The organism is Bradyrhizobium sp. MOS001 (assembly GCF_004634465.1).
Classification (GTDB): Bacteria; Pseudomonadota; Alphaproteobacteria; order Rhizobiales; family Xanthobacteraceae; genus Bradyrhizobium; species Bradyrhizobium barranii.
Genome location: NZ_SPVJ01000007.1, coordinates 225,096 through 242,345 on the forward strand (window position 1 = coordinate 225,096; position 17,250 = coordinate 242,345).

Sequence of the window (17,250 nt, forward strand, 5' to 3'; positions counted from 1 at the left end):
TTGCGCCGTGCCCGCCATCTTCCCGGGATTGAGATAAAAAAGGTGGGCACGCTTTCGCTTTGCCCACCCTACGGCACTGTGCGTGCCGTTCAATTCCTTGCGATGATCTCGCGTTCGCCCTGATGAACCGACAGCTCGCGCGTCATGGCGGTGCGCCGGCGCATCAAAAATTTCGGACGGCGGGCGCGGATCGCGTTGGCGCGGCGACGGCGCGGCGTGGGCTTGCGGGCACCTTCGTCGAGCTGCGGAAGCGCGAATAGCTCGCTCCAGATCGCCCAGGCCTCGGCGAGTTCGTCGCCATCGGTGCTGACCAGCAGCGGAACGGACAGCGAGGGATCGCGATGCACGAGGACGAGGGTCTGCGCCTCGTCATTGCCGCGCAACGCAACGCCGATGAAGTCGCTGACGCGGACGTTGATCGCCATCTGCATGCCGCGGACGGCACGGCGCAGCACGACACGCTCGCGATGAAGCTCGATCTGTCTGGTGTATCCGTCGGCGCGCGGATCGTGCGCATCGAAGCGGACCGGAAGGGAAAGAGGGTCGAGCCGCAAGCTGCGGCCCGACCCGGCGGGAGCGATCCCGCTTGTTGCTGTTTGACGCCTCACGGCTTTAGTTCTCCCCGCCGGGATTATGTTCCCGGTCGATGCGAGGACCTTAGCGCGCGCCGTTCCGAAACCACTTAAAAAGGCTGGTTAATCCAGCGTCACCGCCGCTCATGATTGACAAGACCTTGGCACGCATGATTGACGAGACGTTGCGCCGGACTTGCGAATCTGAGCTTTTTGCGGGCTGAAAACGCTTGAAGTCCGTACCAATTGGGCACATCTGGTGTTCAGGGCCGGTATCGCCCCGAAACCTCCCGCCGCAACAGGATTTCGTTTGTGAACCCTTCACCAAGCTCGACGCTTTCGCCCCAGGATTCGTCCAAAGCCAATCGCGACCTGTTCGATCAGACCGCGCTCTCCGATCTCGCGCAGCGGCTAGTCGAGGCGGCCAAGCGCGCCGGTGCGGATGCGGCCGATGCGGTCGCCGTGCGCGGCGTCTCGCAGGGCGTCGAGGTGCGTGACGGGCGCGTCGAGGAATCGGAACGCTCCGAGGGTGACGATGTCGGCCTGCGCGTGCTGGTCGGCCAGCGCCAGGCGGTGGTCTCGACCAACGACGTCAGCGGCGATGCCGTGACCAAGCTTGCCGAGCGCGCGGTGGCGATGGCGCGCGTCGCGCCCGACGACAAATATGTCGGCCTCGCCGATCCGGCGCTGCTCGCGCGCGACTTCCCCGATCTCGATCTGCTCGATCCCGACGTGCCCGCGACCTCCGAGCTCGAGCGCCGCGCGCTCGAAGCCGAGGCTGCCGCGCTCGCCGTGAAGGGGGTGACCAAGTCCGGCGGCGCCTCCGCCTCCGCCGGCATGGGCGGCATGGTGCTCGTCACCAGCACCGGCTTCCATGGTTCTTATTTGCGTTCCAGCCAGGGCATTTCGGCGACCGCGATATCGGGCGAAGGCACCGGCATGGAGCGTGACTACGACTTCACCTCGGCGCCGCACGGCGCCGATCTCCTGTCGCCGGAAGTCGTCGGCCGTTCCGCCGGCGAGCGTACCGTGGCGCGTTCCAATCCGCGCAAGGTCGAGACCTGCAAGGTGCCGGTCGTGTTCGATCCGCGCGTTGCGGGCTCGCTGGTCGGCCACGTCGTCGGTGCCATCAACGGCGCCTCGATCGCACGGAAGACCAGCTTCCTGAAGGACAAGCTCGGCCAGCAGCTGTTCGCAAAAAACATCCGCATCATCGACGATCCCCTGCGCAAGCGCGGCCTGCGCTCGCAGACGTTTGACGCCGAAGGCGTCGCGGTGAAGAAGATCGCGCTGATCGACGAGGGCGTGCTGACGACCTGGCTGCTCGACTGCGCGACCGCGCGCGAGCTCGGCCTCACTACCACCGGCCACGCCCATCGCGGCGTCTCGTCCTCGCCGTCGCCGGGACCGTACAATCTGCATCTCGAACCGGGCACGCCGACGCCGGCCGAACTGATCGCCGACATCAAGCAGGGCTTCTACGTCACCGACCTGATCGGCTCCGGCGTCAACGGCGTCACCGGCGATTACAGCCGCGGCGCCTCCGGCTTCTGGATCGAGAATGGCGAGCTGACCTATCCCGTCAGCGAGGTGACGATCGCGGGCCATCTGTTCGAGATCTTCAAATCGATGCAGCCGGCGAACAATCTCGAGTTCCGCTACGGCATCAATGCGCCGACGGTGCGCATCGAGGGTTTGACGCTTGGCGGACGCTGACGCGCATGCAACGGACGAAACCATCCTGACGCGCGACGCGGCGCTGCTGCAGGACGCGGTGCGGGAGGCAGGCAGCCTCGCGCAGTCGATGTTCCGCACCGAATTGAGGAAGTGGACCAAGGGCGCGTCCTCGCCGGTGTCGGAAGCCGACATTGCCGTCAACGATTTGCTCGAAGCGCGCCTGCGCTCGGCGACGCCCGATTATGGCTGGCTGTCCGAGGAGAGCGCCGACGACGAGGTGCGGCTGTCGCGGCGGCGGACCTGGGTGGTCGATCCCATCGACGGCACCCGCAATTATCTCGGCGGCCATGAAGAATGGTGCGTCAGCGTCGCGCTGGTCGAGGATGCCTCGCCGGTGCTGGCTGCGGTGTTCGCGCCCGCGACCGACGAGTTCTTCTTCGCGGCCCGCGGGCAGGGCACGACGCTCAACGGCAAAGCCGTGCGGGCGGCGTCCGGATCCGCGCTCGACTTCTCCCGCGTCGCCGGGCCGAAGCCGATGGTCGAGCGGCTCAATACGGCCGGCGGCGACATCAAGCTGCATCCGCGAATCGGTTCGCTCGCGCTGCGCCTGTGCCGGGTCGCCGATGGCGTGCTGGATGCGGCTTTTGCCGGGGGCAACAGCCATGATTGGGACCTTGCGGCGGCCGATTTGATCGTGCAGGAAGCGGATGGTAGGATGAGCGACCTCTCCGGAGATCCCATCCTCTATAACCGCCGGGAAGTCACGCACGGGGTGCTGGTGGCAGCGGGTCGCGATCGTCATGCGGGCATCGTCGCGCATTTTCGAAATCGGCCCTTGCCCTGAGTGCGTCCGCCGTGCTTCTCGAACACTGCTTTGCCGGGCAGCCCGTTAGGAACAGAACCCATGCCAGATAGTGCCCCGCAACAATTGCTGCATCTCGTCATCGGCGGCGAATTGCTCGATCTCGAGCACAACACCTTCAAGAACCTCGACGACGTCGAGATCGTCGGCCTCTATCCGAACTACGCGTCCGCTCACGTCGCCTGGCGCGCCAAGGCGCAGAGCACGGTCGACAACGCGCAGATGCGCTACTTCATCGTCCATCTCCATCGGCTGCTCGACCCGAATCAAGAACCGGCACGTTGAAAAAACTGCTTCGCAATACGCTGCGAAGCAGCTGGCTTCAGCGTGCCGTCGGGGTTCTGGCGGCCGAATATCTGCGTCTGGTCTGGCGGACCAACAAATTCACGTTCGATCCGCCTGACGTCTATGACATCGTCGAGCCGCAGATCCCCGCGATCTTCGCCTTCTGGCACGGCCAGCATTTCCTCACGCCCTTCATCAGGAATAAGGACTCCTACCGGGCCAAGGTCCTGATCTCGCGGCATCGCGACGGCGAGTTCAACGCGATCGCCGTCGAGCGGCTCGGCATCGGCCTCATCCGTGGTTCCGGTGACCACGGCGGCGCCTTCCACCGCAAGGGCGGGGTGGGCGCGTTCAGGGAAATGGTGCACACGCTCCAGGACGGTTGTAATGTCGCGCTGACCGCCGATGTCCCCAAACGCTCGCGCGTGGCCGGGCTCGGCATCATCATGCTGGCACGGGAATCGGGGCGGCCGATCATGCCTTTCGCGATGGCGACCAGCCGCTTCATCCGGCTCAAGAACTGGGACCGCACCACCATCAACCTGCCGTTCGGGCGGGGCGCATTGGTCGGGATCAAGGAAATCCACGTGCCGCCGGATGCCGACGCCGCCACCATGGAAGCGCTGCGGCTGGAGCTGGAAGAGACCTTGAACGAGGCGACCCGCCGCGCCTATGCGCAACTCGGCCGTCCGGGGCCCCAAGATGGCTAATTCGCTGCCGATAACGCTGCGGATGTACCGGCGCCTGGCCTCGGGCCTGGTGCCGCTTGCGCCGGCGCTGATCAAGCGGCGGCTGAAGCAGGGCAAGGAGGATCCCGCGCGCGTCGGCGAGCGGCGGGGCCTGTCCCGGGACGTGCGTCCGCACGGCCCCCTGGTCTGGATTCACGGCGCCAGCGTCGGCGAGGTGCTCGCCGCAGCCGCGCTGATCGAGCGCCTGCGCGACCTCAATCTTCGCATCCTGCTCACCTCGGGCACCGTCACTTCCGCCGCCGTCGTCGCAAAGCGGTTTCCGCCCGACGTCATCCATCAATACGTGCCGTATGATTCCCCGCGCTATGTCGCGCGCTTCCTCGATCACTGGAAGCCCTCGCTGGCGCTGTTCATCGAATCCGATTTGTGGCCGAACCTGATCCTGGCGGGCGCCGCACGCCGCCTGCCGATGGTGCTGATCAACGGGCGGATGTCGCCGCGCTCCTTCCCGCGCTGGCGGCGGATGTACGGCACCATCTCGGCGCTGCTGTCGCGGTTCGACATTTGCCTGGCGCAATCGAAGACCGATGCGGAGCGCTTCTCCGCGCTCGGCGGCCGCGACGTGGTCACCACGGGCAATCTCAAGCTCGACGTGGCCGCGCCGCCGGCCGATCCCGCCAAGCTCGAGCGGCTGATGGCGATGACGCGCGGCCGCCCGATCATCGTCGCGGCCTCGACCCATCCGGGCGAGGACGAGATGCTGGTCGCGGCGCATCGCAGCCTCGTCGGTTTCTTCCCGCAGCTTCTGACCGTGATCGTGCCACGGCATCCGGATCGCGGCACCTCGATTGCCGGCTTGATCACGGCGTCGGGCCTGAAGCCGGCGTTGCGCTCGCGCGAGGAATTGCCGACGGCCGCGACCGACGTCTATGTCGCCGACACCATGGGCGAGCTCGGCCTGTTCTACCGCCTCTCGCCGGTCGTGTTCATGGGCGGATCGCTGATCCGCCATGGCGGCCAGAATCCGATCGAGGCGATCAAGCTCGGCGCTGCGATCGTCCATGGTCCGCACGTCTTCAACTTCGCCGATGTCTACGAGGCGCTTGATAGCAGCGGCGGCGCGCGCCAGGCCGACACGCAGGAGACGCTGGTCAAGCAGCTCGGCCAGCTGCTGGCCGATCCCACGGTGCGCGACGGGATGCAGCGCGCAGGCTCAGGCGTGGTCGAGGATCTCGGCGGCGCGCTCAATCGCACGATGACGGCGCTCGAGCCTTATCTCCTGCAGCTCACCATCGAGATGGGGGCCGCCAATGCGTGAGCCGGCCTTCTGGTACCGGCCGCGTTCCTTCAAGTCTCATGCGTTACGGCCGTTGGGCTTGCTCTATGGCGCGATCACCGAACGGCGCATGCTGCGCCAGGGCTTTGACGCCGGCATCCCCGTGATCTGCGTCGGCAACTACCATGTCGGCGGCGCCGGCAAGACGCCGACCGTGCTCGCATTGACGAAGCTGTTGCGCGAGCTCGGCGAGACGCCGGTGGTGCTCAGCCGCGGTTATGGCGGGCGCCTCAAGGGTCCGGTCATGGTCGACCGCGAGCGCCACACCGCTTCCGACATCGGCGACGAGCCGTTGATGATGGTGCGCGACGTTCCTGTCGTGGTCGCGCACGACCGTCTCGAAGGCGTTGCGCTCGCGAAGTCGCGGGGCGCGACCGTGATCCTGATGGACGACGGTTTCCAGAACCCGCGCCTGCTGAAGGACGCCTCCCTGATCGTGATCGACAGCGAGCGCGGCCTCGGCAACGGCAAGGTGTTTCCGGCCGGTCCCTTGCGCGCGCCGCTGAAGGCGCAGCTCGCGCGCACCGATGCGCTGGTGCTGATCGGCAATGGCCATGCCGCCAACGATGTCGCGGCGGAGCTTGCGAAGCGCAACAAGCCGGAGCTGCGCGCGCGCCTGAAGCCGGATGCGGCCTCGGTCGCGCAACTCCTCGGCAAACGAGTCTTTGCGTTCGCCGGCATCGGCGATCCCGCGCGTTTCTTCCGCAGCTTGCGCGCCTGCGGCATCGAGGTCGCGCGCACGCGCCCCTTCGCCGATCACCACATGTTTTCGCAGAACGAGATCGCGGCGCTCGCAGCGGAGGCGCAGCGCGAGCAACTCACGCTGGTGACGACGGAAAAGGATCTTGCGCGCCTCCGCGGCCGCGAAGGCGTCCCCGACGGCATCGTGCCGTTCGCGGTGCAGCTCGAATTCGATGATCCGGCAGCGCTCCGGCAATTGATCAGCGATCATCTCTACAAGGCGCGCGAGCGGCGGTTCGGCAGGCGATGATTTCTTGATGATTTCTTGATGATTTCTTGGCGTGGGCAAAGCGCTCCGCCGTAGCCCAACACCGCGCGCCTTGCGATATGCGACATGTCGCGGCGGATGAATTGTCTTCCGCACGTTCGGGAGTTGATGTAGCCTCGCATGAGAGCCGTCACCGGGACGTGCCGAACTCCCGGCAATCATCGGCGGCGTTTATGCCCACGGCGGGCAACGTACCATCATCATTTCAGATGCGAGACCGTTACGATCAGTTCGGAACGGCCGGAGAGTTATTGCCAAAAGCTCAGAGGAGAACATGCCATGCATTTTTGCCTCACTGGACAATATACACCACGCGCTCTCAACGCCATTTTGGAAAACCCCACGATCAATCGCCAGGAGGCGGCGACAAAACTCATTGAAGCGGCCGGCGGCAAGCTGATTTCGATGTACAGCGTTGCTGCCGACGGTCCGGGCGTTTTGGTGATTTTCGATGTGCCTGATCCGAGCACGGCTCCGGCCATCTCCGGTCTGACCGTCACGGTGGGCACCCTGCAGAACGTGAAACTGACCCGGCTGTTCACGCAGGACGAGATCAAGCAGGTCCGCCAGAACGCGGCGAAGCTGCGCTCTTCGTATAGTCCGCCCGGAGGCTGACATCCGGATCTCAAGCGATGCCGCCGCAATCGTATCAGGCGGCGGCAACGCTTACCTCACAGCAAAAAGCAGGTCTGCGCGCTGAGGCGAGGCGAAGGCCTTCCGGCGTCCATCGACGGACGATGCGGGAGGGCGCGTGCTGTGTCCGGCGCCACAGGTCCGACTGAACGTGCTTGCCAGCGGACCCGTTCAGGGCGTGCAATCCCGGCTCAGCCCTCAGTCCCCTCACCAGGCTCCAACAGCCATCATTCCGATGATGGTCAGGCACGAGACGCAGGCCACCATGACAGTATAGCATTCGGGTGTATTCATCGCTTGCTCCCAAACTGCCGCCAATTGCTTGGTCACTGCTACGCGGGAGAGTTCGCCGGTCTCGGGCCGCTTCAATGCGGCACGCCGCGACCGGTCTTGCGTTGTGCGTCCGTCCTCTCATCGTCACCCTGATCCGCAAGATGATGATGCGCTTCGGAAGCTTCAGAGCGTTGAGCTATGATCAGAAGCTGTTTCCGCATTTCAGCGAGGCGGGCGCGGCAATATTCACGATAGAGCATGTCTAGTATGGTGGGCATGATCACCCCCATCGTTGACTTTCGATTTACAAAGTATCCACCGCGAATTTTCGAGGTGATCGTAGCCCGTCAGATGGCTCTTCCGATGTGAGCCCGTTCACAGACTGCGCCAATTCCAAAGCTCAATGGTCGTTTGGTTGACTTGATGGTCTGTGCGACAAAGCAGCAGGGCTAATTACCTAACGCGCACTCTAGCAGCGCTCTGTTTCACCAGAACTTCGTCAAACAACTTAAGGGCGCCGAACCGCAGCGAAAAATCCAACCACAGCGCGAAGTGACTTACCACGGAGTGCAAGCGCAATTCGTTGCAACGCGGATCGGCGCGACGGAGATCATTTCGGCGGCGAGGCGCGCAGTTCAGGTGCGCGCGAACATCGTCTCCATCCTCCTGCTGCGCGATAAGCTGTGCCGCTCATGCGGCGCCGGCAGGACAGCTACCCTTTGCTCACCCTGTAGCGGCCCGCCATTCAGGCGACATTCTTCGCCAGACGCCTATCGGTTCCAGACGATCAGGAGAATCCGATGAAACTGCCATCTGCAGCCGTCGCTGCCAGTCTTCTGTGTCTGATCATGGCGCCCGTGTTTGCGCAGACGCCGCCGACGACGGCTCCCGCTGCTCCAACCAGCACGGTGCCAGTCCCCGCGACCAAGCGCGTCACGTGCCTTGCGACGACGCAAAGCCTGAAGGGCCAGGACAAGCGCGATCAGATGCAGCTCTGCATGGCGCAGGCACGGGTCGATTGTCTGAAGCAGGCGATCGATCAGAAAGTGGTCGGTGAGACCAGGAAGACTTTCATCAAGACCTGTGTGGGCGCGGATGGTCCCGAGCCGCAATAGCCGCGCGATGCCACGAACTCGGTATCGTTGGGTGGGCAAGGCGAATTGTCCGCCGAAGCTGAGCGAGCGAAGGCGGAAGCGTGCCTACATTGTTCGTTGCGGTCGTGAAGAGATGGCGGGCACGGCGCGAGGCGCCTTTGCCCACCCTACGGCTGCGGCTTCAGCGCGCCGGGGAAATGCCGCTGCAGCACGGCGGCGGGCGTGGCGTAGGCCTCTTGCAGATCCACGCTCCAGTACTTCAATTCGTCGAGCGGAATCCGCGTGTCGGTGATCGCGCAACGGACGAAGGTCCCCGGCGAGATCACGCGGAAATCGCCGTCGAGATATTGCACCTGCGCTTCGCCATGGCCCGAGGGGCCGAACTTGTTCAGCACGGTCGAAAGTCTCCGTGGAAGGCCTCTCCGTGGAAAACCCTGGAGGGCACGATGTGTTGCACCGAATTTAGCATAGATAGGGTGGCTTGTCCGCCCGGTAAACCCACCGGTTTGTGATGTTTTGCCGCCGTTTCCGCATGATAGTGCTTCGCGCGAGGGATGGCCGGTTCCGGCATCTTCCACGGCAGAATCCGATGCGCCTTCGACTGACCGCCCTGTTCATGATGCTGCTGATGTCGGCCGCGCACGCCGCGCCGGCGCCGCAGCAGGTCGACATTCCGCTGTCGTCCGGAATCCTGCATGGGCAGCTCTACAAGCCCGATGGCGAGGGGCCGTTTCCGACCGTGATCGCGCTGCATGGCTGCGGCGGCCTCGGCAATCATTCAGAATCGGTGCTGCCGCGCTATCGCGACTGGGCGCTGCAACTGCTGAAGGCCGGCAACGCCGTTCTGCTGCCCGACAGCTACGGCTCGCGCGAGCTCGGGCCGCAATGCCGCGTCAAGGAGATGCACGTCAAGGCGCGGCGCGAGCGCGTCGCCGACATCGCGGCCTCGCGCGCCTGGCTGGTGAAGCAGAGTTGGGTCGCGCGCGACCGCGTCAGCCTGATCGGCTGGGCCAATGGTGCCAGCGCGCTGCTCTGGGCCGTGCGTCCGCAGAGCGCCGCGCGCGAAGCCGGGCCGGATTTTCGCGCGGCGATCGCGTTCTATCCGGATTGCCGGATCTCCGCCGGCCTCGGCTGGAGCGCGCGGGTGCCGACCCTGGTGCTGATCGGCGCCAATGACGACGTCTCGTCGCCGCCGGCCTGCCGCCAGATGGTCGACGGCGCGCGCGGCCGCAGCGCGCTCACGCGCATCGTGGTCTATCCCGGCGCCTATCACGATTTCGACCGCGCCAATACGCCGCTGCACGCAGCTGCCGGCACCACCGACGCCGCCGCGCCCGAGCACGGCCATCTCGGCACGGACGCAGAGGCGCGCGCGGAGTCGCAGAAGGAAGTCGCGGAGTGGCTGGCGCGGTGAGGGCGGTCCTGTAGCCCGGATGGAGCGGGCTTGTCCCGCCGTAGCTCGATAGAGCGAAGGCGGAAGCGGGGCCGCCCGAGGAACAACGTTAGGCGGACAGCCCCGCATCGACCACCGCCCTGCACGGAGTATGGCCGACCGTGAATCTACGTATCGCGTGTCGCGGCGGTTTCAGCAGGTGACGGCGCCTTAGTTCGACCACGATGTCGATTAAACGCAGTCCTCATGCGCAACCGCTTCGTCCTGTTCTCATCCGCACTGATCGTCTTCACCGTCGCGATCTTCCTGTTCGAAGCCCACGCCGGCGCGCCGATGATCGCGCCGGAACATTGCGGCTTCTGGACCACGATCGACGCGGGATTGTCCTGCCGGTAGGCGGGCTGCGCTCGCAATGACGAGGTTGTGGCGACACGCGTCCCACACTGGCTGTCATCGCCCGGCTTGACCGGGCGATCCAGTACTCCGAGACGTTAGTGATTGAGCCGAGAAGCCGCGGCGTACTGGATTCCCCGCATTCGCGGGGAATGACACTGAGGGCGGAACGCCGCCGTAGCGCTCAGAACAACGTGCCCTGATCCACCGGCTTGCCCGCGCGCTTCGGCGCAGGTTTTGCGTCTTGCGCGGCCGGCTTTGCTTGCGCCGGCGCACGCTTTGCCGTCGGCGCCGGGCGATCCGCATCCGCCGTCGCGCCGACACGGCCGTCCGCAAACTCGATCTCGAGGCGTGCGCCGGGACCAATCGCGTCGGCCGAATGCAAGGGATGGCCGGCCTCGTCCCGTACCAGAGCAAAGCCGCGCGCGAGCACGCCGCGATACGACAAGGCCGAGAGCAGCTTGCCGCTGTTCTCGATGCGGGCATCCAGCCGCTGTAACAGCGTGACAAGCGCGCGGTTGGCGCGCTCGGCCAGACGATGCGTGCGCTCGCGCTGGCGGGCAATTGCGTTGCGCTGCGCCTGCGCATTCGAAAGTTTCGAGGCGCGCAAGCGCACCTCCAGCCCGGCAAAACGGTCGCGCCGTTGCCGCAGCAGCGAGCGCGCGGACAGGCCGAGCCGCTCGCCGCACACGGTGAGGCGGTGATCGGCCTGCGAAATCTGCCCGTGCAGCACCCGCAGCGTCAGCTTTGCGCTCGCCGCGGTAAACCGGCGGAAATGCGCGTGCGTGTTGGCCTTGAGGCCGCGGGGTAGCGACGCGCCCGCTGAATCCAGCCGTTGCCGCGGGATCGCGAGCAGATCGCCCGCCGCGGGCAGGGCGCGCGCGGCGGCGCGCAGCTCGCTGCGGCGGCTCTCATGGGCACGCTGCCAATAGGCGCGGGTGCGCCGCGCGAGATCGGCGACCTCGACGAACAGATCGCTGCGCACCGGCACCGCCATCTCGGCCGCTGCCGTCGGCGTCGGCGCGCGCTTGTCGGCGACGAAGTCGATCAGCGTGATGTCGGTCTCGTGCCCGACCGCCGAGATCAGCGGGATCATGCTCTCGGCTGCCGCCCGCACCACGATCTCCTCGTTGAACGACCAGAGGTCCTCCAGCGAGCCGCCGCCGCGTGCCACGATCAGCACATCGGGCCGCGGAATCTTGCCGCCCTCGGGCAGCGCGTTGAAGCCGCGGATCGCGGCTGCGACCTGCTCGGCCGAGCCTTCACCCTGCACCTTGACCGGCCACACCAGTACGTGGCGGGGAAAGCGGTCCTCGAGCCGATGCAGGATGTCACGGATGACGGCGCCGGTCGGCGAGGTCACCACGCCGATCACCTCCGGCAGCCAGGGCAGCAACTGCTTGCGCGCCTCGTCGAACAGGCCCTCGGCGGCGAGCTTCTTCTTGCGCTCCTCCATCAGCGCCATCAGCGCGCCGATGCCGGCCGGCTCCAGCGCCTCGATCACGATCTGGTACTTCGAGGAGCCCGGATAAGTGGTGAGCTTGCCGGTGGCGATGACCTCGAGCCCTTCCTGGGGCTTGAAGCGCATCCGGCCGTGCACGCCCTTCCAGATCACCGCCTCGATCTTGGCGCTCTCGTCCTTGAGCGCGAAATAGCAGTGGCCGGAGGAGTGGGCGCCGCGGAAGCCGGAGATCTCGCCACGGACCCGGACATGGCCAAAGGCGTCCTCGACCGTCCGCTTCAGGGACTGCGAGAGCTCGGAGACGGTGAATTCGGGGGCGTTGAGCAGTGGTTCCGCAGGCGGCATCGGCAAACGATTCGGCATTTTGGGGTCAGACCCGACGTTAAGGATTTTCGCCGCGCGGCGCCAATCCTGGGATTGATATGGAGAGTACTCTGTAATATAGAGTTCTCTATAAATGATCAGTTCGAGGGAGTTTGCGATGGCGATGCGGCTGCTGCGGGGTTCTCTAAGCCTGTTGAAATGGGGCCTGTGCGCGGTTGGCGCAGTCGCGCTGCTGCTCACCGCCCTGATCGCGACGCCGCTGGAGCGGCCTGCGGAGATGCGCTCGGTCTCGGACTCCGCCAAGGGGATCGACTGGTCTACGCTGCCACCGCTCGAGCGCTTTCAGGCCCGCGATGGCACCTGGCTTGGCTTCCGGCACTACGCGCCGAAGGGGACGGCCACCGACCGCGGCGCCATCTTCATCCATGGATCGTCCGGTTCCTCCGGCACCGTGAACCATGCCCTGACGGCAGCATTCGCCGCGCACGGCGTCGAGACCTGGGCACTCGATACGCGCGGCCACGGCGCCTCCGGCACGCGCGGTGATATCGGCTATGTCGGCCAGCTCGAGGACGATCTGGTCGACTTCGTCGCCCATGTCCGCAAGAGCGCGCCCGATTTGCCACTGACCTTGATCGGTCATTCCGCCGGCGCCGGCTTCTCGTTGCGTGTTGCCGCGACGCCGATCATGCAGGACCTGTTCGTCCGCACTGTCCTGATCGCGCCCTATCTCGGCTACGACGCGCCGACCAACAAACCGCACGCCGGCGGTTGGGCCAATGCTGACCTTCCGCGCTACTTCGGGCTGGCGGCGCTGCGCAAGCTCGGCATCGACTGTTGTTCGCAGCTTCCAGTGCTGGCCTTCGCCGTGCCGGCGAATTCGGCCAAGTACCTCACCTCTACCTATTCCGACCGCCTGATGCGCAACTTTGCGACACGCGGTTATCGCCTCGATCTGCCCGGGGTGACACACCCGATGACGATTTTCGGCGGCGCCGACGATGAGATGATGATCTCGGACAAATATGCCGAGACCGTGCGGGCGGTGAAGCCGTCGATCGACGTCAAGATGATCGACGGCGTCAATCACATGGGCATGGTCACCAACCCGAAGGCGGTCAATGCAATCGCCGAGGACGTGGCAACGCGCGGAGCAGGCCAGTCATGATCGACAGCAAGGAGGCGTCTGCAGCGCTGGCCGACATCGACGACATCGTCCAGCGCGTGAAGCAATCGCAGCTCTACGAGCTCGCAAGCCTCGCCGCAGTCTGGTGGGGAGTCCTGGTATTCGCAGGCAATCTCGTGACCTGGCTCTGGCCGGTCTACGCGGTCCACGCCTGGGTTGCCGTGGACGTTCTGGGCGTCGGTGGTCTGGTCGGAATCCGGTTGCTCAATCCATCGCCCCGTCCGCATGGTGCCGCCTTCGATGTCAGGCTCGTTCTGGTCTTCGTGCTGTTCTTCGCCTTCGGCTATCTCTGCACCAACGTCGTCGGCCATTTCGGCCCACGCCAGCTCGGCGCGTTCTGGCCGCTCTACTTCATGCTGTTCTATACGCTGGCGGGTCTCTGGTTCGGCTACGCCTTCGTCGCGATCGGTCTTGGCATCGCTGCACTGACGTTGTTCGGCTTCTTCTACATCGGCGAGGCGTTCCCGCTCTGGATGGCCTTTGTCAACGGTGGCGGACTGATCCTCGGCGGCCTCTGGATGCGGCGGATCTAGCCAATGGCCGAGCTCGACGACATCATCCATCAGCCGTTGCGCCTCAAGATCATGGCGGCGCTGAACGCGCTGCCGGTCTCCGCTGGCCTGGAGTTCTCGCGATTGAAAAAGCTCACCGGCGCCACCGACGGCAATCTCGGCGCACATATCGAGACGCTGGCGAAGGCGGGCTACGTCTCGGTAGACAAGGCCTTCGTCGGCAAGAAGCCGCAGACCACAGTAACCGCCACCGCCGTCGGCCGCGGCGCCTTCGCGCGGCATGTGGCGACGTTGCAGGAGATCATTGCGGGGAGGCAGGTTTAGCGGCGATTGTCGTCCTCGGGCGTTCCCCTCTCTCCGCCGTCATTCCGGGGCGCGCCCCCTTGGGCGCGAGCCCGGAATCCATACTCACGATGGTGGTTATGGATTCCGGGCTCGCGGCTTCGCCACGCCCCCGGAATGACGGGGAGTGTGGGCGTTTCCCCTTGAGACCCGCCGCGATTCGTGCGACCTCCGCCCCAGCAAAACCCCTCATTTCGAGCCTTCGATGCACATTCTCCTGCTCGGTTCCGGCGGCCGCGAACATGCCCTGGCGTGGAAAATCGCAGCCTCCCCCCTGGTGACCAAATTCTGGTGCGCGCCCGGCAATGCCGGCATCGCGCGGGAGGCGGAATGCGTGGCGCTCGATGTCGCCGACCATGCCGCGGTGATCGATTTCTGCAAGACGAATGCGGTCGAGCTCGTGGTGGTCGGCCCGGAGACGCCGCTGGCCGCCGGCATCGTCGACGACCTCACCGCCGCCGGCATCAAGGCGTTCGGGCCGAGCGGGGTGGCGGCGCAGCTCGAGAGCTCCAAGGGCTTCACCAAGGCGCTGTGCACCGAATTCGGCATTCCGACCGGCGCCTACAAGCGCTTCACCAACGCCAATGATGCGCGTGCTTACGTCCAGAGCCAGGGTGCGCCGATCGTGGTCAAGGCCGACGGCCTTGCCGCCGGCAAGGGCGTCGTGGTCGCCAAGACCGTGCGCGAGGCCGAGGACGCCATCGCCATGATGTTCGAGGGCGCCTTTGGCGATGCCGGCGCCGAGGTCGTGATCGAGGAATTTCTGCCGGGCCGCGAGATCAGCTTCTTCGCGCTGTGCGACGGCGAGACCGCCATCCCTCTCGCTTCCGCGCAGGACCACAAGCGGGTGTTCGACCACGATCTCGGCCCGAACACCGGCGGCATGGGCGCCTATTCGCCGACGCCTTTGGTCACGCCCGCGATCCACGACGCGATCATGGCCAAGATCATCCTGCCGACGGTTGCCGGCATGAAGCAGCGCGGCACGCCGTTCCGCGGCATCCTCTATGCCGGGATCATGCTGACGACGCAGGGCCCAAAGCTGTTCGAGTTCAACGTCCGCTTCGGCGATCCCGAGTGCCAGGTGCTGATGCTGCGCATGATGTCCGACATCGTGCCGGCGTTCATCGCCGCCTGCGACGGGGAGCTTAAGCACTTCGATCTGCGCTGGTATCCGGAATCCGCGCTCACGGTGGTGATGGCGGCCAAGGGCTATCCCGGCGACTACCAGAAGGGCACGCGCATCGAGGGGCTCGATGACGCAGCCAAGGTCGACACCGCCGAGATCTTCCATGCGGGCACGGTCGAGAAGGACGGCGCGATCCTCGCCAATGGCGGCCGCGTGCTCAATGTCTGCGCGCTCGGCAAGACCGTGACGGAAGCGCAGGCGCGTGCCTATCAGGCCGTCGACCGCATCAACTGGCCGGAAGGCTTCTGCCGCCGCGACATCGGCTGGCAGGCGGTGGAAGCCGAGAAGGCCCGGGGCTGACAGGCTTTTTTCCGGACTGCGCGCACGCCGGCATCAAGATTGCCGCGTGCCACCGCTCCGCCACATCGACATTCCAAAATTGCGCAATCGCCTGTTGGGGTTAGCAACCCTCACAGGTGACCATCGTGCTACTGTGCATGGGGTTGTTTTCGACATTTTTGTTCGAGGCGGCCCGGGACTGACCAGACAGGACTGACCCGATAAGGATGCCGAAGATGTCCGATCTCGCCGACCTCTACCCCGGCTTCGCCTCCGAATGGATCAACACCTCCTTGGGCCGCATCTTCGCCCGCGTCGGCGGCAAGGGGCCGCCGCTGCTGTTGCTGCACGGCTTCTCCGAGACCAACGTGATGTGGCACCGCGTGGCGCCGCAGCTCGCCGACAAGTTCACGCTGATCATCGCCGATCTGCCGGGCTATGGCTGGTCCGACATGCCCGAGAGCGATGCACAGCACATCCCCTACAGCAAGCGCGCGATGGCCAAGGCGATGGTGGAAGCGATGGAGCAGCTCGGCCACGTCCACTTCGCGCTCGCCGGCCACGACCGCGGCGGCCGGGTGTCGTATCGGCTTGCGCTCGACCATCCCGGCCGGCTGTCGAAGCTCGCCGTGCTCGATATCCTGCCGACCTATAATTACTGGGAGCGGATGAACCGCGCCTACGCGCTGAAGATCTATCACTGGACCTTCCTCGCCCAGCCGGCGCCGCTGCCGGAGACGCTGATCTCGGGCAATGGCGAGTTCTTCCTGCGCTTCAAGATGGCGAGCCAGACCAAGTCGAAGACGCTGGACGCCATCGACGAGCGTGCACTCGAACATTACATCGCCCCGTTCCGCGATCCCGCCCGCGTGCATGCGATGTGCGAGGACTACCGCGCCGGCGCCTATTTCGATTACGACCTCGACAAGGCCGATTTCGAAGCCGGCAAGAAGATCACGATTCCCATGCTGGCCTTGTGGGGTGGCGCAGGCATCGCCCAGGCCGCCGCCACGCCGCTCGATACGTGGAAGCAATGGGCGACCAACGTCGACGGCATGCCGGTGGACTCCGGCCATTTCCTCACCGAGGAGAACCCGGACGTCACCGCAAAGGCGCTGCGCGAGTTCTTCGCAGGCTGAACTAAGCTGTCGCGACACACACAACTGTCATCGCCCGGCTTGACCGGGCGATCCAGTACTCCGAGACGGTGGTGGTTGATCGATAGGCCGCGGCGTACTGGATGCCCCGCCTTCGCGGGGCATGACGGCGGAATATGTGAATCTACCGCCGCTCGCGAAAAAAGTCCTTGAGCAGCCGCGCCGCCTCGCTCTCGCCGACCCCGGAATAGACATCCGGCGCATGATGGCAGGTTGGGGATGCAAAGAACCGCACGCCTGATTCCACCGCGCCGCCCTTGGGATCGGCGGCGCCGTAATAGAGCCGCCTGACCCTTGCAAAGGAGATCGCGCCCGCACACATGGTGCAGGGCTCCAGCGTCACGTAGAGGTCGCAGTCGACCAGGCGCTCGCTGCCGATCTTTTTGGCGGCCTCGCGCAGCGCAATGATCTCGGCATGGGCGGTCGGGTCGTAATCAGTCAGCGTCCGGTTCGCCGCGGTCGCGATGACCTCGTAATTGCGGACCACGACGCATCCGATCGGAACTTCGCCCGCCTTTCCGGCATTTTCGGCCGTTTTGAGCGCCAAATCCATGAAAGAGGGGGCTTTCAAGCCTCGTATCAT

20 protein-coding genes are annotated in these 17,250 nt (G+C 65.4%); 15 read left to right on the forward strand and 5 right to left on the reverse strand.

Going from position 1 to position 17,250, the window contains the following annotated elements; genetic code table 11:
- Positions 1 to 89: 89 nt before the first annotated feature.
- Positions 90 to 608, reverse strand: coding sequence for a DUF6101 family protein (locus CT676_RS13685; protein WP_071909513.1), 519 nt, complete (start codon positions 606 to 608; stop codon positions 90 to 92).
- A gap of 276 nt (positions 609 to 884) precedes the next feature.
- Here CT676_RS13685 and CT676_RS13690 point away from each other — a divergent pair, with 276 nt between their 5' ends.
- The 7 genes from CT676_RS13690 to CT676_RS13720 all read left to right on the forward strand — a co-directional run bounded on the left by CT676_RS13690 (position 885) and on the right by CT676_RS13720 (position 7,045).
- Positions 885 to 2,288, forward strand: coding sequence for a TldD/PmbA family protein (locus CT676_RS13690; RefSeq protein ID WP_071909514.1), 1,404 nt, complete (start codon positions 885 to 887; stop codon positions 2,286 to 2,288).
- Positions 2,275 to 3,093, forward strand: a complete 819-nt coding sequence (locus tag CT676_RS13695) for a 3'(2'),5'-bisphosphate nucleotidase CysQ (RefSeq protein ID WP_085403368.1) — start codon at positions 2,275 to 2,277, stop codon at positions 3,091 to 3,093. The genes CT676_RS13690 and CT676_RS13695 overlap by 14 nt, the downstream gene beginning before the upstream one ends.
- Before the next feature lie 60 nt (positions 3,094 to 3,153).
- Positions 3,154 to 3,396, forward strand: a complete 243-nt coding sequence (locus CT676_RS13700) for a DUF4170 domain-containing protein (protein WP_014491932.1) — start codon at positions 3,154 to 3,156, stop codon at positions 3,394 to 3,396.
- Complete coding sequence (locus tag CT676_RS13705; RefSeq protein WP_085403367.1) at positions 3,393 to 4,106, forward strand: lysophospholipid acyltransferase family protein; 714 nt, start codon at positions 3,393 to 3,395, stop codon at positions 4,104 to 4,106. Before CT676_RS13700 ends, CT676_RS13705 begins: the two co-directional genes overlap by 4 nt.
- Entirely contained in the window at positions 4,069 to 5,403 is a 1,335-nt protein-coding gene (locus tag CT676_RS13710) for a 3-deoxy-D-manno-octulosonic acid transferase (RefSeq protein ID WP_085403366.1), read from the forward strand. Before CT676_RS13705 ends, CT676_RS13710 begins: the two co-directional genes overlap by 38 nt.
- Positions 5,396 to 6,412 carry a tetraacyldisaccharide 4'-kinase gene (lpxK, locus tag CT676_RS13715; RefSeq protein WP_071909517.1) on the forward strand — a complete coding sequence of 339 codons (1,017 nt, stop codon included), beginning with the start codon at positions 5,396 to 5,398 and terminating at the stop codon, positions 6,410 to 6,412. The genes CT676_RS13710 and lpxK overlap by 8 nt, the downstream gene beginning before the upstream one ends.
- Positions 6,413 to 6,709: 297 nt before the next feature.
- A complete protein-coding gene (locus CT676_RS13720) occupies positions 6,710 to 7,045 on the forward strand; it encodes a GYD domain-containing protein (RefSeq protein WP_063985608.1) in 336 nt (111 codons plus the stop codon).
- A gap of 383 nt (positions 7,046 to 7,428) precedes the next feature.
- Here CT676_RS13720 and CT676_RS43995 read toward each other — a convergent pair whose 3' ends face one another.
- On the reverse strand, positions 7,429 to 7,626 hold the full coding sequence (locus tag CT676_RS43995; RefSeq protein ID WP_223153847.1) for a hypothetical protein: 198 nt from the start codon (positions 7,624 to 7,626) through the stop codon (positions 7,429 to 7,431).
- A 510-nt stretch (positions 7,627 to 8,136) separates the two neighbouring features.
- Between CT676_RS43995 and CT676_RS13730 the strand changes: the two genes are divergently transcribed.
- Entirely contained in the window at positions 8,137 to 8,451 is a 315-nt protein-coding gene (locus CT676_RS13730; protein ID WP_085403365.1) for a hypothetical protein, read from the forward strand.
- A gap of 146 nt (positions 8,452 to 8,597) precedes the next feature.
- On the opposite strand, the gene CT676_RS13735 is transcribed toward CT676_RS13730, so the two are convergent.
- Complete coding sequence (locus tag CT676_RS13735; RefSeq protein WP_014491939.1) at positions 8,598 to 8,825, reverse strand: DUF2093 domain-containing protein; 228 nt, start codon at positions 8,823 to 8,825, stop codon at positions 8,598 to 8,600.
- A 194-nt stretch (positions 8,826 to 9,019) separates the two neighbouring features.
- Between CT676_RS13735 and CT676_RS13740 the strand changes: the two genes are divergently transcribed.
- Together CT676_RS13740 and CT676_RS44000 are read left to right on the forward strand one after the other, a co-directional pair.
- Entirely contained in the window at positions 9,020 to 9,844 is an 825-nt protein-coding gene (locus tag CT676_RS13740; protein ID WP_085403364.1) for a dienelactone hydrolase family protein, read from the forward strand.
- 225 nt (positions 9,845 to 10,069) lie between these two features.
- A complete protein-coding gene (locus CT676_RS44000) occupies positions 10,070 to 10,219 on the forward strand; it encodes a hypothetical protein (RefSeq protein ID WP_008130160.1) in 150 nt (49 codons plus the stop codon).
- A 181-nt stretch (positions 10,220 to 10,400) separates the two neighbouring features.
- Here CT676_RS44000 and xseA read toward each other — a convergent pair whose 3' ends face one another.
- On the reverse strand, positions 10,401 to 12,023 hold the full coding sequence (xseA, locus tag CT676_RS13750; protein ID WP_085403363.1) for an exodeoxyribonuclease VII large subunit: 1,623 nt from the start codon (positions 12,021 to 12,023) through the stop codon (positions 10,401 to 10,403).
- A gap of 136 nt (positions 12,024 to 12,159) precedes the next feature.
- Between xseA and CT676_RS13755 the strand changes: the two genes are divergently transcribed.
- From CT676_RS13755 to CT676_RS13775, 5 genes are all read left to right on the forward strand, one after another.
- Positions 12,160 to 13,170 carry an alpha/beta fold hydrolase gene (locus tag CT676_RS13755; RefSeq protein ID WP_085403362.1) on the forward strand — a complete coding sequence of 337 codons (1,011 nt, stop codon included), beginning with the start codon at positions 12,160 to 12,162 and terminating at the stop codon, positions 13,168 to 13,170.
- Complete coding sequence (locus tag CT676_RS13760) at positions 13,167 to 13,721, forward strand: hypothetical protein (protein ID WP_135214809.1); 555 nt, start codon at positions 13,167 to 13,169, stop codon at positions 13,719 to 13,721. The genes CT676_RS13755 and CT676_RS13760 overlap by 4 nt, the downstream gene beginning before the upstream one ends.
- 3 nt (positions 13,722 to 13,724) lie before the next feature.
- On the forward strand, positions 13,725 to 14,024 hold the full coding sequence (locus tag CT676_RS13765; protein ID WP_085403360.1) for a transcriptional regulator: 300 nt from the start codon (positions 13,725 to 13,727) through the stop codon (positions 14,022 to 14,024).
- 223 nt (positions 14,025 to 14,247) lie between these two features.
- Positions 14,248 to 15,531: a phosphoribosylamine--glycine ligase gene (gene purD, locus CT676_RS13770; protein WP_085403359.1), complete on the forward strand. Its 1,284-nt coding sequence runs from the start codon at positions 14,248 to 14,250 to the stop codon at positions 15,529 to 15,531.
- Between the two features lie 215 nt (positions 15,532 to 15,746).
- Positions 15,747 to 16,649, forward strand: a complete 903-nt coding sequence (locus CT676_RS13775; RefSeq protein ID WP_085403434.1) for an alpha/beta hydrolase — start codon at positions 15,747 to 15,749, stop codon at positions 16,647 to 16,649.
- 142 nt (positions 16,650 to 16,791) lie between these two features.
- On the opposite strand, the gene CT676_RS13780 is transcribed toward CT676_RS13775, so the two are convergent.
- Positions 16,792 to 17,250 (reverse strand): nucleoside deaminase, encoded by a 459-nt coding sequence (locus CT676_RS13780; RefSeq protein ID WP_071909524.1) that lies wholly within the window; start codon positions 17,248 to 17,250, stop codon positions 16,792 to 16,794.